Source organism: Halorubrum sp. AD140, assembly GCF_034497445.1.
GTDB lineage: Archaea > Halobacteriota > Halobacteria > Halobacteriales > Haloferacaceae > Halorubrum.
Map to the genome: position 1 here is coordinate 16,999 of NZ_JAXRUU010000029.1, position 21,913 is coordinate 38,911.

A 21,913-nucleotide genomic window follows, 5' to 3' on the forward strand; every position below is an offset into this window, starting at 1 on the left:
GCCCCCGAACCGTGAGACGACTCCCGACTCAGAACTTCTCCAGCAGGTCCCCGTAGAAGTCGGTGTCGCGGTCGCCCGCGAGCTTTTCCACGATGAGCTCCGGCGTCGACCGCGCGAGGTGCCCCTTCTTCGGCGAGCGGTTCACCCGGAGCTCGCCGTCGACGAGTCCCGCGGCCTCGATGCCGTCGACCGCGACGTCGAAGTCGGCCGCGTCGCGGATCTCGCGGGCCAGGTGCGAGACGAAGACGGCGGTCGCGTCCTGCTCGTCGAGCGCCTCTAGGATGCCCGCGATGATCTTCGCGGAGGCGCCGGGCTCTGTGATCGACTCCAGCTCGTCGACGAGGACGAGCCGGCCGTCGGCCCCCTCGACGAGGTCGCCGAAGTCTCGGAGCGTCGCCTCGAACGCGCCCGCGTCGAGGGTCCCCTGCGATTTCGCGTAGTAGTGGATCTCCTCGAAGCGCTCGACGGCCGCCGACTCGGCGGGGACGGGCATCCCCATCTGGGCGAGGACGACGACGAGCGCGACGAGATCGAGCGTTGACGTCTTCCCGCCGGAGTTGACCCCGGAGAGCAGCGTCGCGCCCGACACGGCGTAGTCGACCGGCTCGACGTCCGCGAAGCCGACGTCGAGGAGCGGAGAGCGGCCCCCCTCGATGCGGAAGCCCGGATCGGGCGACTCGGGGGCCACCACCTCGGGCATCGCGCAGTCGAAGTCGGCGGCGAACCGCGCGATCGCGAGCTCGACGTCGAGTTCGAGGGCGTCGCGGACGAGCTCCTCCACCGGCTCGCGGAGGTCGCCGAGGTCGCTCGCCAGCTCGGCCTTCAGTCGCGCGGCCCGGCGGTCGCGCGCGGCCGAGAGCTCGGTTCGGAGCCGAGAGACGGCCGTCTCGTCGTGGTCCATCGGAAACGAGGGGTCGTCGCCGAAGACGCGGGCGGCGAGCTCCGCCTCCTCCGGCTCCAAGCGGAGCGCGTCGGCGAGGTGCTCGCGGGCGCGGGCAGTCGCCTCGTCGTACTCGTCGGCGAGCTCCCGGTCTAAGAGCGAGTCGACGCGGGCGCCCTGCTCGACGAGCGAGAGGAAGTCGGTCCCCTCGATCGTCACGTCGCGCTCCCGGATCGCCTCCCGCAGCCGGTCGTCCGCGACCGACTCCGCGGTCGACACCGCGGCGTCGAGGTCGTCGACGGCGGCGGTCAGCCGTTCGAGCTCCTCGTCGCCGACGATCGTCCCGTCGTCGTCGAGCCGCGCGAGGGCGTCGCGGAGGGCGTCCGGGTCCGCCGCAGGGTCGCCGTCGGCGACGGGGTCACCCGTCGCCGCGGCGGCCTCGTGGACCGCCGCAGCGGCCTCCAAGCGCTCGCGGTTCGCGGCGAAGAACGCGAGCAGGCGCTCGGGCACGGTCTCGGCGGGGTCGTCGAGGGCGCCCGGCCGGACGTGGACGTCGCCCTCGACGTCGAGTCCGGCGAACTCCTCGTCTAAGACGATCACGGTCGCGTACGACCGCGCGAGCTCGGAGACGTCGCGGGCGTCCTCGACGGTCTCGACCGAGAGCTCCGGGACGGCGGCCTCGGCCCGCGCGAGCGTCTCCGCCTCGGCGGTCGCGAGACAGCGGTCGCGGACGCGGACCGTCGGCGGGTCGGTCAGGGGCTCGACGCCCGCGAGCGCCTCGCGGACCGCGGGGTCGGGGTCGCGTTCGACCGCCGACTCGACGAACGTCTGCGCCTCCGCGATCCGCGAGGCGGACGCGCTCGGGTAGAACGTCTCCAGTCGCTTCGCGGCGTAGTCGGTGACGGTGCGCTCGCGCAGCAGGTCGATCGCCTCGCGGTACACCTCGCGAGCGCGGTCGGTCGCCAACACCCGCTCCGCGTCGTCGTGACGGCGACGGATCGCGCCGCGGGCGATCCGGGCCGCGCGGGCCTCGTTGACGCCCGGTGCGCGGGCGATGGCGGCGACGTCGCCGGACTCGACGGTCGCGATCGGATCGTCGAGCTCGCGCAGCGCGGCGGCCGTCTTCGCCCCGACGCCGGGGATCGCCTCCAGCTCCATCTACTCGCCGCTATCGCGGCAACCCGCAAAAGGATGGGGGGTCGCGATCCGGGCGGAGCGGATCGACGCGGCGGTCCGTCCTCCGAGTCGAACCCCGCCCGGCGGCCGACGCGCTTTTTCCCGCCGCCCGCGAACGCGGGGGCATGAGCCACCACACCCTCGCCGTCGACCGAGACTCGCTGGACCCAGAGACGGCGGCGAAGGCGGCGGCCGCCCGCGACGCCCTCGCCGAGCGCGACGGCGTCCTCGTCGCCTTCTCGGGGGGCGTCGACTCCGCGGTCGTCGCCGCGCTCGCGCGAGACGCCCTCGGCGACGACGCGGTCGCGTGCACGGCGCGGAGCGAGACGCTGCCGGCCGCGGAGCTCGACGACGCGAGGCGCGTCGCGGACGAGATCGGGATCCGCCACGAGACGGTCGCGTTCTCCGAGCTCGACGACCCGAACTTCGTCGCCAACGACGGCGACCGCTGTTACCACTGCCGGACGATGCGGCTCGGTCGGATGTACGAGACGGCCACGGAGCTCGGCATCGACACCGTCTGCGACGGCACGAACGCCGACGACCCCGGCGAGGGCCACCGGCCCGGCCTGCGCGCGGTCGAGGAGCTGGACGTGTTCTCGCCGCTGCTGGACGCCGGGATTTCGAAGGACGAGGTCCGCGAGATCGCCGGGGGGTACGAGCTGTCTGTCGCCGACAAGCCGTCGATGGCGTGTCTCTCCTCGCGAATCCCGACCGGGCTGGCGGTGACGGAGGAGCGGCTGACCCGCGTGGAGAAGGCCGAGCGGGTGCTCCGCGAGTGGGGCTTTTCGGGGTTCCGCGTCCGCGACCACGACGGGCTCGCGCGCGTCGAGATCGCGCCGGACGAGCTGGAGCGCGCGCTCGATCCCGCGTTCGCCGACGCGGTCCACGAGCACCTCACGGACCTCGGGTTCGAGTACGTCACCCTCGACATGGCCGGCTACCGGACCGGGAGCGTGAGCCCGGGCGGGACAGCGGAGGACGGCGTCGATCTGGGGCGGCAATACCCGCGCTGATCGGGTTTCGCGGGCGCCGGTTCTCACGGCGGACACCCCCGTTATCACCCGTGAGACCCTGACGCGAACGCTTATCACCCGTGTTGGGAAACCGACAGCTATGGGCGAGGCACAGACGCTCGCGATCATCGCCGGCGGCGTCGGCGGCTCCGTCGGCGCGTTCGTCGGCGTCGCGGTCGGCGGGAGCGCGCTCACGGCGACGCTGACGACGCTCGTCGTCGCGCTGCTGGTCGGCGGGGCGGTCGTCGCGAGCGCGGTGATCGCCGGCGACGTGGAGTTCCTCACGAGCGCCGACGGCGAGTAGGGCGACGGGGTCACAGCTCGGCGAGCGGGGGACGGGAGATCATAGAGACGCGAGGAGCGCTCGGAAGCGCGCCGACCGCGCCGGCCACAGACGCGGAGTCGTGACGCCGGTCCGTCTTCCGTTTATATACATCGGCGCCACGGCGGGGGCGTCCTCGCTCGTTCCGGGACGCTACCGGCGTTTTTCGGGCGTCGCGCGCACCGTCCCGGTCGTGAGCGAATCCTGCCCCGGTGCCGGCCGCTTATGTGGGTACACCCGAAGAGGGTGGTATGAACGAGGACTCCCGCGCGGACCGCCGCGAGCCCGTCGGCGAGCCCGTCGTCCGGGCCGACCCGGAGGTGACGGGCGAGCGGGCGGCGGAGGCGGTCGGCTTCGACCCCGCCGATCCCGAGAGCGTCGCCGAAGCGGCCGAGACGGTCGCTCGCTTCGCGGCCGGCGACGTCGGCGACGAGGACAACGTCCTGATGTTGCGGGGGGCGGCCGCGTGCGCGGCGCTCGTCCGCGGCGTCGGATCGTACAAGGCGGCCGCCGAGCGCGCGGGCGACGACGTCTCCGTCGCGTTCATCCGCAAGTGGGCCCGCGTCCACGACCTCCCGCAGGCGATCCGCCGACAGGTGGCGAGCGGCCGGATCGCGCCGAGCGCGGCCAAACACGTCGCCCGCCTCGGCGGCACCGACCGCTACCTGCTCGCGTGGGCGGCCATCGACGGCGACCTCACGGTCCGCGAGGTGCGCTCGATCGCCTCCGCCGTCAACGACGGGGCCGACGTCGAGACCGCGGTCCGCGAGGCGGGCGTCGAGCTCGGCCGCGTCGGGCTCCGGCTCCCGCTCGACACCTACGTCGAGCTCCGGCGGCGCGCCTCGAACCGGAACGTCGACCCGGGGACGCTCGTCGCCGAGGCGCTCGACGACTACTTCGCCGCGGAGGGCGCCGAGTAGCGCTCGGCGAACCGACCGACCGCGCTCGCGATCGCCGCTCGCCCGCGCTCGACCTCCCCCCACGCGATCGTCTCGTCCGGGTAGTGCGCCTCCGTGACGGTCCCCGGCCCCAGCAGCACGGTCGGGACCCCCGCCGCGACGTAGTGCCTGGAGTCGGCGCCGTACGTCGCCCCGGTCGGCTCCGCGTCCGGGAGGCCGGCGTCGACGAGCCCCGCCCGCGCGGCCTCGACGATCGGCTCGTCGACGGCGACCTCGGCGGGTTCGAACTGCACCGAGAACCGCTCGAACGTCGGCGGGTGCTCTCGCAGCCACGGGTCCTCGGCGACGACCTCGTCGAGCCGCGCGCGGAACGCCGCCTCGACCTCGTCGACCGTCTCGCCCGGCGCGACCCCGATCCGGAACTCGGCGGTGAGCGCCGCCGGCACCGTCGACGCCCACGACCCGGCCCGGACCGTCCCGCAGACCACCGGCCACGGCACCGGGAACTCCGTGTACAGGGGGTGTGTCACCGACTCGCTCCGCTCCGTCTCCAGGTCCACGAACGCACCCCGGATCGCCTCGAACCGCGGGAGGACGTCCTCCCCGCGCCAGGGCGTTGCGGCGTGGGCGCTCCGCCCGGTCAGCTCCAGCCGCGCCATCAGCGAGCCCTCGGTGGCGACCACGGGGCGCAGCTCGGTCGGCTCCGCCACGATCGCCGCATCACGCTCGAAGGGGTAGGGGTTCGCGAGCGCCGCGGTCGCCGCGCCGTACCCGCCGTCCTCCTCGCCCGCGACCGCCTCGGCGACGACTCGGACCCCGTTCGGGAGGTCGAGCTCGCCGCGCTCGACGCGGTCGCGCACGTCGAGCGCCGCGCCCACGCACGCCGCGACGCCCGACTTCATGTCCGCCGCACCGCAGGCGGTGAGGGTCTCGGCGCCGTCGTCGGTCTCCCCCCACTCCGGTTCGAAGGGGTCGCTCGACCACTCCGCGGGCTCGGGGGGCACCACGTCGACGTGGCCGTTCAGCACGACCGTGGGAACGTCGGCGGCGGCCCCGTCCTCGTCTCCACCTCCGTCGACCGCGCCGCCGACTTCGAGGACGCCCCCGACGCTCCGGCGTCCCGCCACGTCCGACTCGTCGAGGTCGTCCGGGAAGGAGGGGTGGTCGGCCAGGAGGTCGGGGTCGGCGTCCCACGCGTACGTCGCGAAGCCGAGGTCGTCGAGGCGCCCCTCGACGAAGTCGGCCGCGACCGCCTCCTCGCCGGCGGTGGAGGCGAACCGACAGAGGTCGGCGGCGAACTCGCGCATGTCGAAGTCCATGCTCGCGGCGACGACACCCGCCGGGAAATCGTTTCGGATCCGCCGGACGTCGACCCGTCGACGCCCCGTCGCGGGTGGTTTCTAAACGTTTATCCGTGGTCTGTCCCTACCGATTCGTGTCTGGGCCGGTAGCTCAGTTAGGGAGAGCGTCCGGCTTTTAACCGGACGGTCGGGGGTTCGAATCCCTCCCGGCCCGTACTCCTCGCGGCGAGCACTTCGCGAGCCGCGAGGCCGTCGCCGAGGGAGGGTTCGAACCCTGCCAGAGGCAGCCCGCGCAGCGAAGCGAGCAGGAACCTCTGGCTCCGGTTCGAATCCCTCCCGGCCCGTACTCCTCGCGGCGAGCACATCGCGAGCGACAGGTATCGAAGAGGGATTCGAAGAGGCCAGTCGCGAGGAGAGGCGTTGCGACGAGCCGCCGGCTACGCGGTCGATCGTCCGATAAAAATCGCGTGTCGTCGGCCCGACGGGGGGCGCGACGGTTGGTCGGCGGATCGGTCCGGCGAAGCGGTTGCGGTCGACGTGGGTGGGTGTAGGTGTCCTATCGGACGGTTACATCGCACCGCCCATGCCGCCCATACCGCCCATGCCGCCCATGCCGCCGGCACCGCCGGGCGCGCCGCCCTCGTCGCCGCCGTCGTCGGAGCCGCCGCCCTTGAGGTCGCCGGCCGCGATGACGTCGTCGATGCGCAGGATCATGACGGCCGCCTCGGTGGCGGACTCGATGGCCTGGGTCTTGACGCGGAGCGGCTCCACGACGCCCTCGGCCTCCATGTCGATCACGTCGCCCGAGTAGGCGTCGAGACCGGCGCCGAACTCGCCGGCGTCGTGGCGAGCGCGGAGGTCGACGAGCGAGTCGATGGGGTCGAGACCCGCGTTCTCGGCGAGCGTGCGCGGGATGACCTCTAACGCGTCGGCGAACGCCTCGACGGCGAGCTGCTCGCGGCCGCCGACGGAGTCGGCGAAGTCGCGGAGCTGCAGCGCGAGCTCGGCCTCGGGGGCGCCGCCGCCGGGCAGGACCTGCCCGTCGAGCAGCGTCGTGCGGACGACGCCGAGCGAGTCCTCGATGGCGCGCTCGACCTCGTCGACGACGTGCTCGGTGCCGCCACGGAGGATGAGGGTGACGGACTTCGCCTCGTCGACGTCCTCGACGAAGATGCGCTCGTCGCCGCCGACGTCCTTCTGGGCGACGGAGCCGGCGAAGCCGAGGTCGTCCGCCTCGATGTCCTCGAGGTTGGAGACGACGCGGCCGCCGGTCGCGCGGGCGAGCCGCTTGAGGTCGCCGGACTTCGCGCGGCGGACGGCGAGGATGCCCTCCTGCGCGAGGTAGTGCTGGGCCATGTCGTCGATGCCGTCGCCGACGAAGACGACGTCGGCGTCGATGTCGACGAGGTGGTCGACCATCTCGCGGAGCTGGGCCTCCTCCTGGTCGAGGAACTGCTGGAGCTGGTCGGGGTCGGTGACGTTGACCTCGGCGTCGATCTCGGTTTCTTTCACCTCGATGGCGCCGTCGAACAGCGCCACGTTGGCGTCCTCGACGCCGTAGGGCATGTTCTCGTCGACGCGCTCCTTGTCGACGATGACGCCCTCGACGAGCTCGGACTGGTCGATCGAGCTGCCGACGACCTTCTCGACGGAGACGTTCTCCGTGTCGATGCCGTCGTCGTCCTGGACCGCGAGGACGGCGTCGACGACGAGCTCGGCGAGGAGGTCCTTCGCGTTCTCGGCGCCCTTGCCCGTCATCGCCGTCTGGGCGATCTCGACGAGCGTGTCGTAGTCGTCCGCGGAGACCTCGATGGCGTCCTCCTCGAGGATCTCCTTGGCCTTCTCGGCGGCCTGGCGGTACCCCTGCGCGAGGGTCGTCGCGTGGATGTCCTGGTCGAGGAGCTCCTCGGCCTGGTCGAGGAGCTCACCGGCGACGACGACCGCGCTCGTGGTGCCGTCACCGACCTCGTCCTCCTGGGTCTCGGACACCTCGACGATCATGTTGGCCGCCGGGTGGTCGATGTCCATCTCTTTCAGGATGGTGACGCCGTCGTTCGTGACGACGACGGACCCGCCGGAGTCGACGAGCATCTTGTCCATCCCTTTCGGGCCGAGCGTGGTGCGGACGGACTCCGCGACCGCCTTGCCGGCCGTGATGTTCATGTTCTGAGCGTCCTTTCCGGAGGTACGCTGCGACTCTTCAGAAAGTACGATCATGGGCTGGTTGCCCATCCGCTGGCGCTGTGACATTACAGCCATTGATTGTTTGTGATTCTATATAAACCTTGTGTTCGGTCCGTGCGAAACCGCAACACGGGGAGGGAGTGTCGAGTGGTATGCGGGGCGTTCACACGACCTTTTATATAGAACTCCAGATCGAGCGGCGGGAGGTCGAGTACACATGAAATACGGATCGCGGTGGCGTGCGCCTGCGAGCGCCCGACGGGCGCGAGCAGTCCGCACGAGGGAGGCCGGCGGCGGCCGCGACGCGGTGCGGTTCCGCGGCCGCCGCCGGCCGAGGCTGGGGAGGCGTGAGGTGCGGTGGGGGTGTGGTCGGGCGGGACTCGAATGGGCAGTCGCCGGCGGCTCCGCCGCCGGCTGCCAGAGGCGCGAAGCGCCTCGCGGCTGGGGCTTCGGGAGTGCTCGTGTCGATCGCGAGGAGATAAAACCAACGTAAAGCAGAGCGGCTGGGGCTTCGGGAGTGTTTACCGGACCGCTAGAAGGAGGGTGTTACTGCGGCGCGTTGAAGCTCACGTCGTCGTCGAGCTCGTTCGACATCCGTTCCAGGTACGAGTACACCGCGCCGTGCGGCGCGCCGTCCAACAGCATCCCGACGGCCCGACGCACCACTTCCAGCTCCTCGGGCTGGCCGACGGCGCCCACCGTCGAGCCGTAGACGACGACGTTCGCGCCCGACAGCTCCTCCAGCAGCTCCCGAGTCCGACCGTTCTCACCGATGATCCGACCCTTCTTGCGCTGGAGGTCGTTGTCGTTGCGGGTGTGCTCCGAGAGGTCGATCAGATCGAGCGTCCGGAGGTCGTGATCGAGGATCGACAGCGCCGTCTCGGGGGTGAACCCCCGTCCGATCGCCTTGATCACGTCCGGCGCCACCATCGCGGCGACGGGGTCGTCGCGCTCCTCGATGGCGACGCTGCCCGACTCCGAGTCGACGTCCAGCCGCACGTTCGCCCGCTCCTCGATCTCCCGCATCGTCTCGCCACCGGCGCCGATGACGACGCCGATCCGGTCCTGCGGAACCGTCACGTGTTGCATGCGATGGAGTACCCGGTGGAGCCTTTTAAGCGTGTTCCGCGGCCTCCGGCGTGCGGTCGCGTGACGCGGCTCTGCGGCGAGGAGGCGTCAGGGGCGTCGCCGTCTACTGATCGGACTCCCGCTCCGGCTCTCCGCTCGGGTCGGGCTCCGGCTCCGTCACGTACGCGCGGAGGTCCTCGGGGTCGACGTCGATCCCCTGTCGGGTGAAGAAGGTCGCCACGTTCTCGCAGTCGCGGTCGAGGAATTCGCCGGCGTTCGGGTGGTGGACCGTCACCGCCTGTCCCATGTCGATGATCACCAACTCGCCGTCGTGGATGATCATGTTGTACTCGGAGAGGTCGCCGTGGATCAGCCCGGCGCGGTAGAGCCGACGCATGTACTCGCGGACGACCTCGTAGGCGGTCTCGGGGTTCTCCACGTCCACCTCGCTCAGCCGCCGGGCCCGGTCCTCGGCATGTCCGACCAGCTCCATCACCAGGACGTTGCGCTGGACCGCGATCGGCTCGGGGACGCGCACGCCCGCCTTCCGCGCCCGTTCGAGGTTCGCGAACTCCTTTCGGGTCCACGCCAGCACGACCGCCTTCTTGTCGCTCGCGATTCCCTCGAACCGCGGGTCGCCCTCGAGGTAGTCGCGCATCTGCCGGAAGTTCGAGGAGTTGATCCGGTACACCTTCACGGCGACCTCGCGCTCCGGGGTGACGCCCTCCGGACCGCCGCCCGCGGCCTCGGATCCGGGTTCCGGCCGCTCGCCCGCCTGCCCGCCGAGCGCCTCGAAGACGCTCGCCTCCTTCCCGGTCGACACCGGTCCGCCGAAGGCGTCCACGTAGCCGTCCTGCACGAGCTTGTACACCGCCGCCAGCGTCGCGTCGTCGAACACCGACTCCTGGAGCTTGAACTGCTCGGTGTCTTTGATCCGCTTGCGGAACTCGTCGAATTCGCGGTCCTGTCGGCGGGCGATCCGGTCGGCCTCCGTGTCGGAGACGTCCAGCTGTTCCCACTCGTCGCCGGGCTCCTCGTCGGGTTCGAGCAGGACGAACTCCTCGCTCATTCGCGTAGGGGTTCGACGCCGCGAGGGATAAGCGAGGGGGTGGCGCCGCGCCGCCCGACTGTCCTCACGGGGGTCACAGCACGTCCAGCGCGTCCTCGACCGGCATGTGACCGTCCCGAACGGCCTCCAGGACCTGCCGGCGCTCCTCCGTCTCCGGGTCGACGGCGGCCGCTCCGGCGGCGGCCCCCACCTCGTCGAGCGTCACCTTCCGCGTGTCGCCGACGAACTCGGAGAAGTCGGTCCCCTCGCCGAGCGCCGTCTCCTTCTTCACGCGGTACGACCCCGCGTCGGTGGTGTACAGGTCGCCCGGGTGAAAGAAGTACCAGTCCTCGCGGTCGAACCGCACCGCGATCCGCGCCTTCGCGCCGAAGTTCCGCGCGAAAAAGAGCAGCGCCTCCACCTCCTCGCCTGTGAGGTAGATCGGGTCGCCCGCGCTCGATTTCGCCTCGATGGCGTAGAACACCTCGCCGTCGCCGGCGAGCACGTCGGGGAGCTCCCGCTCCGTCGCGGCGCCGCTGGCGGGCGCGCGCATTACGGCGAACCCCGCCTCGTCGAGGGCGTTCACGAGCTCGCGCTCGCGGCGGTCGCCCTTCCGGTTAGCTGACACTGTCTTCGTCACCCGGTTCGGTCATAGACGCCGTATGCGCGAGGCGGTCAAAAGGGCGGCGGGTCGGCGGGAAGGGAGACGACAGCGGCGGCGCTCCCGCCGCTACCGCCGCAGCCGTTCCGCGTGCTCGACGACGGCCCTGCCGAGCCGCTCCGTGCGCTCTCGGATGTCGTCGTCCGATATCCCGGTCTCGTCAACGACCGACGAGGCGTTCCGGATCCCGACCTCGTGGGGGACCGTCCACGCGTGGACGTTCCGGAACGTCGACCGGAGGTGTTCCAGCGTCCCGCCGTAGGAGCCGCCGCCGGCGGTCGCCAACAGGCCGACCGCGGTGTGCTCGTACTCGGTGGAGCCGCAGAAGTCGTGGAAGTTCTTGAACGTCGAGGAGTAGGAGCCGCGGTAGACCGGGGTGCCGGCGAGCACGCCGTCGGCCTCCCGCACTCGTCGTTTCAGCGCCTCGCTGTCCCCCTGCGCGTCCTCGTCCGGGTGGTACAGCGGGAGGTCGACCGCGCCGAGATCGAGCATCTCGGTCTCGGCGCCGGCGTCCGCCGCGGCGTCGAGCGCGACCGACAGCGCGGTCCGCGTGGTGCTGTCCGCGCTCAGACTGCCGGAAACGGCGACGATTCGGGTCATACGGCGGGTTCGGAACCGAGCGACAAAAACGAGGGCGATCGGCGGAGACACGTCCAGCGCCACGCGTCGCACAGCACGGTGCCTCACGCCTCCCCAGGGCGGGCGGTCCGGTCGGCTTGCTCACGCAAGGTTCGCGCCCGGCACGGGGCATTATTGTCCCCCGCCACTGACGTAGTCGACATGGATCAGATTGCCTTCGGCACGGACGGCTGGCGCGCTCTCCTCGACACCTTCACCGACGAGCGCGTGCGGATCGTGGGGCAGGCGGTCGCCGACCACCTCGCGGCGGCGGGCCACGACGAGCCGGTCGCGGTCGGCTACGACGCCCGCGAGACCTCCGAGGGGTTCGCCGAGAGCCTCGCGGAGGTGCTCGCCGGCAACGGCTTCGACGTCCTCCTCCCCGAGCGCGACGTCCCCACCCCGGTGATCGCCTACGCCATCGTCGACCGGGGGCTCGCCGGCGCGTGCATGATCACCGCCTCGCACAACCCGCCCGAGTACAACGGCGTGAAGTTCATCCCGCACGACGGCGCGCCCGCGCTCCCCGAGGTGACCGAGGACGTGGTCGAACGACTCGCGGAGCCCGACTTGCTCCCCGAAGCGGAGCGCGGCGAGATTTCCCGCGTCGACCTCGTGAGCGCCCACGCTGACGCGGCTCGCGACCTCGTGGGTGCCGACCTCGACGGGCTCACGGTCGCGTACGACGCGATGCACGGGAGCGGGCGCGGCGTCACCGACGCGCTCCTCGAGTCGGCCGGCGCCGAGGTCGTCCGCCTGCGCTGCGAGCGCGACGTGACGTTCGGCGGGGATTCCCCCGAGCCGTCGGCCGAGCACCTCGGGGCGCTGGCCGACCGTGTCACTGACCCCGACAGCGACGTCGACCTCGGGATCGCCAACGACGGCGACGCCGATCGGGTAGCGGTCGTCACGCCCGAGCGCGGCGTGCTCGACGCGAACCTCTTCTACGCCGCCTGCTACGACCGGCTCCTGGAGGACGACTCCGGACCCGCGGTCCGCACCGTCTCGACGACGTTCCTCGTCGACCGGATCGCGGAGGCGCACGGCGAGGCGGTGTACGAGACCCCGGTCGGCTTCAAGTGGGTCGCCGAGGCGATGGGCGAACACGACGCGTTATTCGGCGGCGAGGAGTCGGGCGGGTTCACCCTCCGCGGCCACGTCCGCGAGAAGGACGGCGTGTTGATGGCGCTGCTCGCCGCGGGCACCCACGCCGCGGAGCCGTTCGACGAACGCGTGGACCGTCTGCTCAAGGAGTACGGCCGGATCGCGGCCGGGAAGGTGTCGCTCGACTGCCCGGACGCCCGCAAGGCTGGCGTCCTCGCCGAGCTGGAGGATCACATCCCCGAGTCGGTGTGCGGCCACGGGGTCGCGAAGGTGGTCACCCTCGACGGGTTCAAGCTCCTCTTAGAGAACGGCTCGTGGCTCCTCGTCCGCCCCTCCGGCACGGAGCCGAAGCTTCGGGTGTACGCCGAGGCCGACGGCGAGGCGGCGGTCGACGCGCTGCTCGCCGAGGGCCGCGAGATCGTCGAGCCGCTGATCTGAGAGCGGGGCGCCGGAGACGTTGAGGGCGCCGAGAGCGTCGGAGGCGTCGAGGGCGCCGAGAGCGCCGAGAGTTCTCGGCGCACGCCCGACGACTTTCAGTTCCGCCTTGCATTCGGATCGAATACTTATGAATTAACCCCGTAGCGTCGTGTGCGGCCGCCATCCGGCCGCGGGTTCCATGTACGACGAGCTTCCTGCGCCCCCGACGAGAGACGAATCGAGCGACGACTCGACGGCCGAGCCGACCGACGCCCGACGCGAACGCGACGATCGGCCGGGACGTCGCGAGCGACCGGGACACGACGAGGAGTCGCCCGCGACCGGATCGGCTTCGCCGCGCGCCCGAGACGGGGTCGACCCGCCCGACGACGCGTCCGCGGTACCTCCGGACGACGCTCTCGACTGCGATGACGCCGACGGGGACGACTGCGACGGAGACGACGAGGACGGGGCCGACGGGGAGCCCCACGCGTGTCGGCTCGAACGTCTCCGGCTGTGGCGGACGCTGGCGACGCTCGCGGTCGTCGTCGCCCGCCTCATCCGGTCGCTTTGAGCGTTTCCGTGCCGGTCCGATCGGGTGCCTTTTTAGGTGATACCGCCCTAGCCGAACGTATATGTTCAAGGCCATCGTGGGCGCGTCGACGTTTCAGGACGCGCTCGACTCGGTGAGCGTGCTGGTCGACGAGTGTAAGATCCGCCTGAACGAGGAGGAGCTCTCGATCCGCGCGGTCGACCCCGCCAACGTCGGTATGGTCGACCTCACCCTCGAAGCCGCGGCGTTCGAGTCGTACGAGGCCGACGGCGGCGTCATCGGCGTCAACCTCGCTCGCTTGGAGGACATCGCGGGCATGGCCAACGCCGGCGACCTCATCCACCTCGAGCTCGACGAGGAGACCCGCAAGCTCCACATCGAGATCGACGGTCTCTCGTACACCCTCGCGCTCATCGACCCCGACTCCATCCGTCAGGAGCCGGATATCCCGGACCTCGACCTCGCCGCCGAGATCGTCGTCGAGGGCGCCCAGATCGACCGCGGGATCAAGGCCGCCGACATGGTCTCGGACCACATCCGCCTCCGCGTCGACGAGACCGACGAGGCGTTCTTCATCGAGGCCGAGGGCGACACCGACGACGTCGACCTCGAACTCACCCGCGAGGACCTCATCGCGCTCACCGCCGGCCCCGCCGACTCGCTGTTCAGCCTCGACTACCTCAAGGACATGAACAAGGCGATCCCCGGCGACGCCGAGGTCACCATCGAGCTCGGCGAGGAGTTCCCGGTCAAGCTCCACTACGGCTTCGCTGAGGGTCTCGGGCATGTTACGTTCATGCTAGCACCCCGCATTCAGAGCGACTGAAAGCGACGAAAACGGCACTTTCGGAGCAGTAGACGACCGATTTTCTCTCGTTCACGCGTCCGCAACGACCGGAATCGAGACCGTCACCATCGTCCCGCGCGGCTCGCGCTCGGCGTAGTCGACGTCGGCGCCGACCGCGGCGGCGCCCCACGCGACGACCCACAGCCCCAGCCCGGAGCCGTGTTCGAGGGCCGTCTCCCGCCCGGACTCGACGGGCTCGACCTCGTGGTCGGGGATCCCGGGCCCGTCGTCGGCGACCGTGAGCCGGAACCGTTCTGGCCCCTCCGTCTCGTCTCTCCCGTCGCTCTCGCCGCCTTCCCGCCCGAGCGATACCCGGACCCACGGCCCGTCGTCCTCGCGCTCGACACCCTCGCCGTCGTGGTGGACCAGGGCGTTCTCGACGGTGTTCTCGACGACCGCGCGGAGCGCGTCGGCCCTGACGCGGGTGGTCCACTCGCCCTCGCCGTCGGACGCGTCGCGTTCCTGGTCGCCGCTCGCGCCCCGCTCGACGTCCAGTTCGACGGTCGCGTCCGGTCCGCGGCCCCGGGCATCGGCGACGACGTCCTCGACGAGTTCGTCGACCGCGACCGCGCTCGCCTCCCCGTCGGAGAGCAGGCGCTCGACGGTGCCGGCCTTCTCTCCGAGCGCGGCCAGCGCGCCCGCGCGGCGCTCGATCGCGTCGGCCATCCGGGCCAGTTCGGGGTCGGTGAGCCGGTTGGCGAGCAGCTCGCCGTAGCCGTGGACGACCCCGGCGTCGTTCCGCAGGTTGTGCCGGAGCACGCGGTTCAACACCTCCAGCTGCTGGCGGCGACGCTCACGCTCGGTCACGTCCGAGAAGACGACCGTGTACCCGACGTGGGTCCCGCGGGGGTCGGTCAACGGCGAGGTCGACACCGCGTACGTTCGGGGACCCGACCCGTCCCGGGGGGCGACCCTGACGGTTTGACGGGTCGTCTCGGCGTCGCGGATCGCTTCGCCGTCGGGGATCGCTTCACCGTCACGCATCGTCTCGCCCACCCCGACCGGGAGGTCGAGGAACGCGTCGAGCGGGCGGTCGCGAGCGGACTCGGCGTCGACGCCGAGCAGCGCCTCGGCGGCGGGGTTGAGCCGGACGACGCCGCCGTCTGGCGCGAGCGCGACGATGGGGTCCGCGAGGTCGTCGATCGCGGTGCGCTCGGCCGCGCGGCTGGTCGTCGGGTTGCGGTCGAACATCTCCGCCCGGTCGAACGCGTACGCGTCCAGCAGCACGTGGGGGACGAACATGAGCGGCGCGAGCTGGAGCTGCGGCACCGGGCCGAGCTCCAGAGTCCACGCGACCAAGGCGAACCCCGGCGGCAGCGAGCTCAGCGCGACCGCGGCGCTCTCCCGGCGGTACAGCGGGCCGTAGCTGAGCAGGGTGTCGACGAGGAGGAAGACCGCGCTGGCGACGAGCACCGTCTCCACGGCGACGACGAGGTACGCCCAGGGGCCGAACGCGTACGAGACCGTCGCGGCACCGAACACGGGGTCGATCCCGAACCCGGTCCAGAGCGCGCCGTGGATCGGGTTCGTCGCGAGGAGCGCGGTCGAGAGGAGCCCGAACCCGACGACGGTCGCGAACAGGCGGCTCCGGACCACGTCGCTCCGCCCCGTGTACTCCAGCGCGAAGCCGAGGAAGGCGATCCCCGTCCAGACGATCCCGAGCCACGTCGTCGTCTCCAGGAGGAGTCGGAGCCCCCTGTCGGTGACGAGCAGTCCGACCCCGTAGGAGAGACACCACGTCGCCTGCGCGGCGAACACGCCGAGGAACCAGTCGACGCCCGGTCGGCCGCGACGCTCGCGGATCGCCCACGCGAGCCCGATCGCCCCCGCTCCGCCGGCGATCGACCCGATCGCGGGCCACGCCGGGACCAGGTCGAGAGCCATTCGTCGGTGACGAGGGAGACGGACGGCGTAAAGCTGTCGTGCGGCGGCGGTGCCGCGTCGGTGAGGCGTTGGGGCGACCTCGGTGCGGCGTCGACGTCGTTCACTCTCCCGACCGGCCGAACGCGACGGCCACGGGGACGAGGAGGAGCGCCCCGACCAGGAACGGCGAGGCGACGGCGACGGTGTAGAGGACGGCCATCAGGGGCGGACCGACGGTCCGGCCGAGGCTCGACGCGCCCTGCGTCACGCCGAATGCGGCCCCCTGATCGGCGTCGTCGGCCGAGGCGGAGACGAGCGTCGCCAGCGAGACGTTGACGAGGGCGTTCCCCAGCGAGAGCGCCGCGAGCGCGACCAGCAGCGCGACGAGCGGGAGCGTGAGCCACGCCGGACCGCCGACGAGGGCGTCGCCGACCGCCCGGTCGACGAGCCCGGTTGCCGGGATCGCGACCAGCGCCCCGGCGAGGACGACCGACCCGGCCGCGACGAGCGTCCGCGAGGGGACGACCCGCGAGAGCCGGCCGACGAGGACGCCCTGATTCACGGCGCCGAGGACGCCCACGTAGGTTAGCAGGAACGCCGCGGCCGTCGCGTCGTAGCCGAACGCGTCCGCGACGTACGGGATGAACATTACCTGCACGCCCGCGAACGCGACGGCGACGACGAAGTACGCGACGGTCAGCGGTCGGAGCGTCACGGAGGCGAGCGCGTCGCGGAACTGACCGATCGCGGTCCGGTGTCGTCCGGCGGTCTCGCCCGCCGGGCGCGTCCGCTTCGGCTCCTCCAGAAAGACGGCGCCCACCCCGACCGCGAGGAAGCTCATTCCCGCCGCCGCGAAGCTCGGCAGGGAGTACGCCGTCGCCGGGACGAACGCCGGGAAGAGGGCGTCGGCGCGAGCCACCACGGGGTCGGCGGCGAGCAGCCCCCCGATCGCCGGGCCGAAGACGAAGCCGAGCGCGAACGAGGCCCCGACGAGCCCGAGCGCACCCGCCCGCCGGTCCCGCGGCGTGATGTCGGCGACGTACGCCTGCGCGGCGGCGATGTTGCCGCCCATCGCCCCCGCGAGCGTCCGGGAGCCGAACAGCGTCGCCAGCGCCGCGACCGTCCCGAAGCCCGCGCCCGCCTCCCCCGCGTAGCCGAACGCCACCCACGCGACGCCGCCGGTCGCGAGCGACGCGAGCAGGACGGGGCGGCGTCCGATCCGGTCGGAGAGCCGGCCGAGCGTGGGCGCCGAGAGGAACTGCGCGAGCGAGTACGACGCCGCGAGCAGACCGATGAAGGCGTCGCTGACGCCGAACGACCGCACGTAGAAGGGGAGGATCGGGATCACGATCCCGAACCCGACCAGGTCGATGAACACGACGCCGATCACGACCGCCAGCGCGCGCCGGGGGTTGGCGACGGCCGGGGGTCGCGGCGGGTCGTCGCGTCCGGCGGAGTCGAGGTCCGTCGCGGTGTCGACGGCCTCAGCCACGTCGTCCCCGACAGACGCCGCGCCGGCCTCCGGATGCGTCACGGTGGTGAGACGCCGCGTGAGAACTTAAAAAGCCGGGCGGGTCGAACGGCGCAGCGGGCCGAGTCGGGGACCAGCCCCGGACCGATCGCTATAGGTGGCGCTCGATGACGCGCTTCGCGGCCTGCCCCTTCTCCTTCCATCCGTACCCCTCGTCGTACACGTGGCGCTTGGCGTCGACCAGCTGTTCGGGCGTCGACTCCTCGAAGCCGCCGCGGTCCCACGCGCCGGACTCGCGGAGCCACTCGACGACGTTCTCTCGCGTCTCGGGCCACGAGAGCCCGACCATCTCGTACCACGCCACCATCGCGAAGACGGCGTTGTCGTGACAGCCCGGGACGGAGCCGTACTCGTACACTGTCCGCATGGGGTCGCGGGTCGGCTCCGAGACGAGCTCCTTGAACTCGGCGGCCGTGAGCAGCCGGAGTCGGCCGTTCTCCTCGACGACCCGCTGTTCGCGTTCCAAGGCGTCGAGCGCGGCCTTGTGGAGCCCATCCCACTCGCCGTGGACTGCCTCGCGGAGCGTTGACTCGGCCATCCCGTCCGGCTCGGCGGTGAGGACGGTGAGGAGGTCCGTGTACGCCTTCTCGATCGTCGGCCAGCTCACCCCCTCGAAGTCGCAGTCGGCGTCGTGGAGGCTGTTGGTCGTGCGGCAGCCGGGACACGGGTAGCGGAACGTCGGCACTGAGTGGGTGTGTGCGGCCGCCGAAGTTAGGGTTTTCGCGACGTCCGCCGGGAGCGACGCCGAACCCGCCGCGGTCGATCCCGAGGTTTCGAAACGTTTACTCGCCGGCCGGACGCGGATTCACACGGTATGACAAAAGTGAGCGTCATCGGTGCGGCGGGGACCGTCGGGGCCGCGGCCGGCTACAACCTCGCGCTGCGCGACGTGGTCGACGAGCTGGTCTTCGTCGACATCCCGGACCAGCGCGAGACGACGATCGGACAGGCGGCCGACGCCAACCACGGGATCGCCTACGACTCGAACACGACCGTCCGGCAGGGCGAGTACGAGGACACCGCCGGGTCGGACGTCGTCGTGATCACGGCCGGGATCCCGCGAAAGGAGGGGCAGACCCGGATCGACCTCGCGGGCGACAACGCGCCGATCATGGAGGACATCGGCTCGTCGCTGGCCGAGCACAACGACGACTTCGTCACCGTCACCACCTCCAACCCCGTCGACCTGCTGAACCGCCACCTGTACGAGGCGGGCGACCGCGACCGCGGTCAGGTGGTCGGCTTCGGCGGAAGGCTCGACTCCGCGCGCTTCCGGTACGTCCTCGCCGAGCGGTTCGACGCGCCCGTGAAGAACGTCGAGGCGACGATCCTCGGCGAGCACGGCGACGCGCAGGCGCCCGTCTTCTCGAAGGTGCGCGTGAACGGCCGCGACCCCGCGTTCGACGCCGACGAGAAAGAGCAGATCCTCGCGGACCTCCAGGAGTCGGCGATGGACGTGATCAGCCGGAAGGGCGCCACGCAGTGGGGGCCGGCCACCGGCGTCGCACACACGGTCGAGGCGATCCTGAACGACACCGGCGAGGTGCTCCCCTGTTCCGTCGTGCTCGACGGCGAGTTCGGCTACGAGGACACCGCGCTCGGCGTCCCCGCGAAGCTCGGTTCCGACGGCGTCGAGGAGGTGATCGAGTGGGAGCTCGACGAGTACGAGGCCGACCTGCTCGACGAGGCCGCGGAGAAGCTCTCCGAGCAGTACGAGAAGATCGCCTGAGGCGCGCAGAACGCCGACACCCATTACTCCTCTCAGCCGCAACCACGTCCATGGCATCGGAGTCGTGTGACGTCTGCGAGCGGTCCGTCAGGATCGCCGGCGGGATCGGCGACCTGTGGAACTTCGCGTTCGAGTCGACGCAGGGACTGACCCTGGAGCTCGCCGACGGCTCCGAGTTCTTCCTCTGCTTCGAGTGCATGGAGGCGCTCCCGGACGACCACGAGCCGACCGCGGCCGACGTCGCCGACCTCCGCGAGCGCACCGACCCCGTCGTCGAGGACGGGAACGACTTCTGGCACTGGAGGTAAGCGCGGTTCCGCCCGGGTCGGGACCGCTCCTACCGCTCCTGGTCCTCGGCCGACGACGACTCCGGCGTGACGCGGGTGTCGGCGGCGGAACCGCCCGATCCGTCCGACCCGCTCGGCACGTTCTCCCGGGCGCCGCCGCCGAACAGCCGGCCGAAGATCCCGCGTTCGTCGCGCGTCTCGGCGAGGAGCACGGAGCACTCCACGTCGTTGAGCACGTCCAGCACGAGCGACCCGCTCACCAGTCGCGAGAGCAGCCCCTTCTGGGTCGCGCCGATGATCAGCAGCGTGGCGTCCCGCGCGGCGCGGTCGATGGCCGCCTCGACGTCGCCGCTCTCGATCCGCATCGTCGCGTCGGAGAGGTCGTGCGCGGCGGCCCACTCGGTGAGGAATCGCCGCCCCTCGGCCTCGTCGTCGGCGACGTGCAGCAGCGTCACGTCGCCGTCGAACTCGGTCTGGAGCATCTTCGCGACCGCGCCGGACAGGTCCGAGGCCGGGCCGCCGGCGGTCGGGACGAGTATCCGCGAGGGGTCGAACCCCCGGTCCCGAAAGACGAGGAAATCGGACGGGAGCGAGTGCGCGAGCTCGTCGATCCCCGTCTCCGCGCGCCCCGGCGCCCCGTGGGAGTCCTCGCCCCACCCCATCACCGTGAGGTCGGCGCCGTAGGTGCGCGCGGCGTCGAACACCTCCTCGAACACGCGGTGCGAGAGGACGACGTGCGTCTCCACGTCGACGTCGAACGTCTCGGCGTCGTCGCGGGCCCGGTCTAGCAGATTGTGTGCCGCCTGGTGGGCGCCGCGGTCGCGCGCGGCCTCCAGCGACGTCTGGTCGGGGACGTTCGCGATGTTGACCGCGACGACCGTCCCGTTCCGCTGCTTGGCGATGGCCGACGCCAGCGTGATCAGGTGCTCCTCGGTCGCGGGGTTCGCGAGCGGCACCATCACGCGGTAGTCGTCGCCGCTCGGCTGGACCGACGTGGCGGCCGACACGGCGGCCTTGGGCAGCTCGTCGGAGCGGTCGAGGATCCACGACCCCAACACGCCCCGCGCCACCACCTTCTCGCGGGCGTACAGCAGGTACCAGAGCACGGCGAATGCGACGAGCCCGAACGAGACCAGGATGATCGTCGGCTCGATGTACGCGATCAGGGCGAACGAGGTGATCGCACCGATGACGGGGACCACCGGATAGAAGGGGACCTCGAAGTCGGGGTCGTACCCCTCGACCTCCGACTCGCGCATCACGATGAGCGCGATGTTGAGCAGCCCGTACACGATGAGATGGAGCACGGACCCCATCGTCGACAGCGACTCCACGCCGCCGGCGACGAGGAAGGCCAGGATGAGCCCGCCGGTGAGCGCGATCGATTTGTAGGGAGTGCCGAACCGGTCGTGGATCTCGTTGAGCTTCGGCGTGACGATCTTCTCGCGGCCCATCGCGAAGTTGATCCGCGACGACGAGAGGATCGACGCGTTCGCGGAGGAGGCGGTCGCGAGCAGCCCGCCGATAAGCAGCATGGCGGCGCCGACGGTGCCGAGCGAGTAGCCGAACACGGAGTAGTTTCCGAAGAGGAGGCGGGCCGCGTCGACGACCGCGGTCTCGTTGTTCGCGACGAGGTCGGTCGGGACCGCCGCGAGCAACACCACGAGGAAGAACGCGTACACTATCGTGACGATCACGACGGAGCCGAGCACCGCCAGCGGGAGGTTCCGCCCGGGATTTTTGATCTCCTCGGCGACCGACGTGATCTGGACGAAGCCCAGATACGAGACGAAGATGATCCCCGTCACCGGGAGCACCTCGCCCGGCGTGCCCGGCGGCGCGATCGGACGCAGCGACTCCATGTCGGCGTTCAACAGTCCCACGACGGTGAAGACGGCGAGGATGCCGAGGAGCGCGAGGACGATGACGATCTGGAGTCCGCCGGTCTCTTTGGCGCCGACGTAGTTGACCGCGATGAAGAGCAGCGCGCCGGCGAGTCCGATCACCTGTGCGGCCTCCAGCGTCACCGGGCCGAGGCCGACGGGCCCGATCCCGACGAGCGCGTTGACGTACTCGCCGAAGCCGTACATGTAGAAAGCGGAGGCGAACGCGAGGCCGAGCCAGTTCGCCCAGCCCGCGATCGAGCCGAACATGGGCCCGAGCGCTCGGTTGACGTAGAAGTACGCGCCGCCGGACTTGGGCATCGCCGTCCCGAGCTCGGAGGCGGACAGCGCCGTGAACAGGGCGATGACCCCGCCGAGGACGAACGTGAGCGCCGCGAGCGGGCCGGCCCGCGCGACCGCGGTGCCGGGAAGGACGAAGATCCCGGCGCCGATCATCGTCCCGATCCCGATGGTGAGCGCCGCGAGCGGGCCGAGGTCCTTCGCGAGCTCCTCGTCGCCGCTCACG

The 21,913-nt window shown here is 71.3% G+C and carries 19 protein-coding genes and 1 tRNA gene; 9 read left to right on the top strand and 11 right to left on the bottom strand.

What is annotated here, in order from left to right:
- Nucleotides 1-28: 28 nt before the first annotated feature.
- Nucleotides 29-2,038, bottom strand: a complete 2,010-nt coding sequence (locus U4E84_RS09150; protein WP_322531790.1) for a helix-hairpin-helix domain-containing protein — start codon at nucleotides 2,036-2,038, stop codon at nucleotides 29-31.
- 143 nt (nucleotides 2,039-2,181) lie between these two features.
- Between U4E84_RS09150 and larE the strand changes: the two genes are divergently transcribed.
- The 3 genes from larE (at nucleotide 2,182) to U4E84_RS09165 (ending at nucleotide 4,314) form a co-directional block, all read left to right on the top strand.
- Nucleotides 2,182-3,072, top strand: coding sequence for an ATP-dependent sacrificial sulfur transferase LarE (gene larE / locus U4E84_RS09155; protein WP_322531791.1), 891 nt, complete (start codon nucleotides 2,182-2,184; stop codon nucleotides 3,070-3,072).
- Between the two features lie 100 nt (nucleotides 3,073-3,172).
- Nucleotides 3,173-3,376 carry a hypothetical protein gene (locus U4E84_RS09160; RefSeq protein ID WP_322531792.1) on the top strand — a complete coding sequence of 68 codons (204 nt, stop codon included), beginning with the start codon at nucleotides 3,173-3,175 and terminating at the stop codon, nucleotides 3,374-3,376.
- 269 nt (nucleotides 3,377-3,645) lie between these two features.
- Nucleotides 3,646-4,314 (top strand): hypothetical protein, encoded by a 669-nt coding sequence (locus U4E84_RS09165; RefSeq protein ID WP_322531793.1) that lies wholly within the window; start codon nucleotides 3,646-3,648, stop codon nucleotides 4,312-4,314.
- Here the strand turns inward: U4E84_RS09165 and U4E84_RS09170 are convergent.
- Complete coding sequence (locus U4E84_RS09170) at nucleotides 4,287-5,612, bottom strand: M20/M25/M40 family metallo-hydrolase (RefSeq protein WP_322531794.1); 1,326 nt, start codon at nucleotides 5,610-5,612, stop codon at nucleotides 4,287-4,289. The genes U4E84_RS09165 and U4E84_RS09170 overlap by 28 nt on opposite strands.
- 122 nt (nucleotides 5,613-5,734) lie before the next feature.
- Here U4E84_RS09170 and U4E84_RS09175 point away from each other — a divergent pair.
- Nucleotides 5,735-5,808, top strand: a tRNA-Lys gene (locus U4E84_RS09175).
- A 353-nt stretch (nucleotides 5,809-6,161) separates the two neighbouring features.
- Here the strand turns inward: U4E84_RS09175 and thsA are convergent.
- The 5 genes from thsA to U4E84_RS09200 form a co-directional block, all read right to left on the bottom strand.
- Nucleotides 6,162-7,811 carry a thermosome subunit alpha gene (gene thsA, locus U4E84_RS09180; RefSeq protein ID WP_322531807.1) on the bottom strand — a complete coding sequence of 550 codons (1,650 nt, stop codon included), beginning with the start codon at nucleotides 7,809-7,811 and terminating at the stop codon, nucleotides 6,162-6,164.
- Between the two features lie 513 nt (nucleotides 7,812-8,324).
- On the bottom strand, nucleotides 8,325-8,867 hold the full coding sequence (locus tag U4E84_RS09185; protein ID WP_049983967.1) for a KH domain-containing protein: 543 nt from the start codon (nucleotides 8,865-8,867) through the stop codon (nucleotides 8,325-8,327).
- Between the two features lie 103 nt (nucleotides 8,868-8,970).
- The gene (gene rio1 / locus U4E84_RS09190) at nucleotides 8,971-9,915 is read right to left on the bottom strand and encodes a serine/threonine-protein kinase Rio1 (protein ID WP_322531795.1); all 945 of its coding nucleotides are present in this window, start codon (nucleotides 9,913-9,915) and stop codon (nucleotides 8,971-8,973) included.
- A gap of 73 nt (nucleotides 9,916-9,988) precedes the next feature.
- Nucleotides 9,989-10,534, bottom strand: a complete 546-nt coding sequence (gene hjc / locus U4E84_RS09195) for a Holliday junction resolvase Hjc (protein ID WP_345785503.1) — start codon at nucleotides 10,532-10,534, stop codon at nucleotides 9,989-9,991.
- A 90-nt stretch (nucleotides 10,535-10,624) separates the two neighbouring features.
- Complete coding sequence (locus tag U4E84_RS09200; protein ID WP_322531797.1) at nucleotides 10,625-11,155, bottom strand: NAD(P)H-dependent oxidoreductase; 531 nt, start codon at nucleotides 11,153-11,155, stop codon at nucleotides 10,625-10,627.
- Between the two features lie 180 nt (nucleotides 11,156-11,335).
- On the opposite strand from U4E84_RS09200, the gene U4E84_RS09205 reads away from it, so the two are divergent.
- The 3 genes from U4E84_RS09205 (at nucleotide 11,336) to U4E84_RS09215 (ending at nucleotide 14,073) form a co-directional block, all read left to right on the top strand.
- Nucleotides 11,336-12,715 (top strand): phosphoglucomutase/phosphomannomutase family protein, encoded by a 1,380-nt coding sequence (locus U4E84_RS09205; protein ID WP_322531798.1) that lies wholly within the window; start codon nucleotides 11,336-11,338, stop codon nucleotides 12,713-12,715.
- A gap of 178 nt (nucleotides 12,716-12,893) precedes the next feature.
- Nucleotides 12,894-13,268: a hypothetical protein gene (locus tag U4E84_RS09210; RefSeq protein WP_322531799.1), complete on the top strand. Its 375-nt coding sequence runs from the start codon at nucleotides 12,894-12,896 to the stop codon at nucleotides 13,266-13,268.
- Nucleotides 13,269-13,329: 61 nt separating this feature from the next.
- Nucleotides 13,330-14,073, top strand: coding sequence for a DNA polymerase sliding clamp (locus U4E84_RS09215; protein ID WP_322531800.1), 744 nt, complete (start codon nucleotides 13,330-13,332; stop codon nucleotides 14,071-14,073).
- A gap of 51 nt (nucleotides 14,074-14,124) precedes the next feature.
- Here the strand turns inward: U4E84_RS09215 and U4E84_RS09220 are convergent, their stop codons facing one another.
- From U4E84_RS09220 to U4E84_RS09230, 3 genes are all read right to left on the bottom strand, one after another.
- Nucleotides 14,125-15,978 (bottom strand): histidine kinase N-terminal 7TM domain-containing protein, encoded by a 1,854-nt coding sequence (locus tag U4E84_RS09220; protein ID WP_322531801.1) that lies wholly within the window; start codon nucleotides 15,976-15,978, stop codon nucleotides 14,125-14,127.
- Between the two features lie 100 nt (nucleotides 15,979-16,078).
- On the bottom strand, nucleotides 16,079-17,491 hold the full coding sequence (locus U4E84_RS09225; RefSeq protein ID WP_322531802.1) for an MFS transporter: 1,413 nt from the start codon (nucleotides 17,489-17,491) through the stop codon (nucleotides 16,079-16,081).
- 88 nt (nucleotides 17,492-17,579) lie between these two features.
- Nucleotides 17,580-18,173, bottom strand: a complete 594-nt coding sequence (locus tag U4E84_RS09230; RefSeq protein WP_322531803.1) for a hypothetical protein — start codon at nucleotides 18,171-18,173, stop codon at nucleotides 17,580-17,582.
- A 129-nt stretch (nucleotides 18,174-18,302) separates the two neighbouring features.
- Between U4E84_RS09230 and mdh the strand changes: the two genes are divergently transcribed.
- On the top strand, nucleotides 18,303-19,217 hold the full coding sequence (gene mdh / locus U4E84_RS09235) for a malate dehydrogenase (RefSeq protein WP_322531804.1): 915 nt from the start codon (nucleotides 18,303-18,305) through the stop codon (nucleotides 19,215-19,217).
- Nucleotides 19,218-19,267: 50 nt separating this feature from the next.
- Nucleotides 19,268-19,525 (top strand): hypothetical protein, encoded by a 258-nt coding sequence (locus U4E84_RS09240; protein ID WP_322531805.1) that lies wholly within the window; start codon nucleotides 19,268-19,270, stop codon nucleotides 19,523-19,525.
- A 29-nt stretch (nucleotides 19,526-19,554) separates the two neighbouring features.
- Here the strand turns inward: U4E84_RS09240 and U4E84_RS09245 are convergent, their stop codons facing one another.
- The gene (locus tag U4E84_RS09245; RefSeq protein ID WP_322531806.1) at nucleotides 19,555-21,912 is read right to left on the bottom strand and encodes an amino acid permease; all 2,358 of its coding nucleotides are present in this window, start codon (nucleotides 21,910-21,912) and stop codon (nucleotides 19,555-19,557) included.
- Nucleotide 21,913 lies beyond the last annotated feature (1 nt).